We start from the raw sequence: 266 nt of genomic DNA, 5'->3' as shown, positions 1-266 counted from the left end.
AATAATCTATATCTGTTCAAAAAAAGGAGGACCAGCACATGGTTCATTTCAGACTTGCTAGAGAGGACGAACTGCCGGAAGTGGCAGATCTGTTAGAAGATTCGTTTCGGGATTATTCATTTTTTGATTTATTATGTGAAAAGGTATCAAAGCGCTCTGCTTTCGCTCGCGAGCTGCATTTGGTTAACACAAAGGTTTATTTCCAGCATCAAATCTGTTTAGTCGGAGTGAAGAACGGTCATATTGTGTCTGCCGCTCTGTTAAAG

Annotated in this window: 1 pseudogene; it reads left to right on the top strand. The window is 40.6% G+C overall.

Annotated features, from left to right (window positions below):
- Nucleotides 1-38: 38 nt before the first annotated feature.
- Nucleotides 39-266 (top strand): annotated as a pseudogene (locus SB658_RS24520) (GNAT family N-acetyltransferase); the annotation flags it as partial.

Origin of the sequence: Bacillus sp. SIMBA_008, assembly GCF_046535495.1 — a bacterium.
Lineage (GTDB): Bacteria > Bacillota > Bacilli > Bacillales > Bacillaceae > Bacillus > Bacillus subtilis.
The sequence above is the reverse complement of the archived record's forward strand: the minus strand, read 5'-3'. Positions and strand labels throughout refer to the sequence as shown.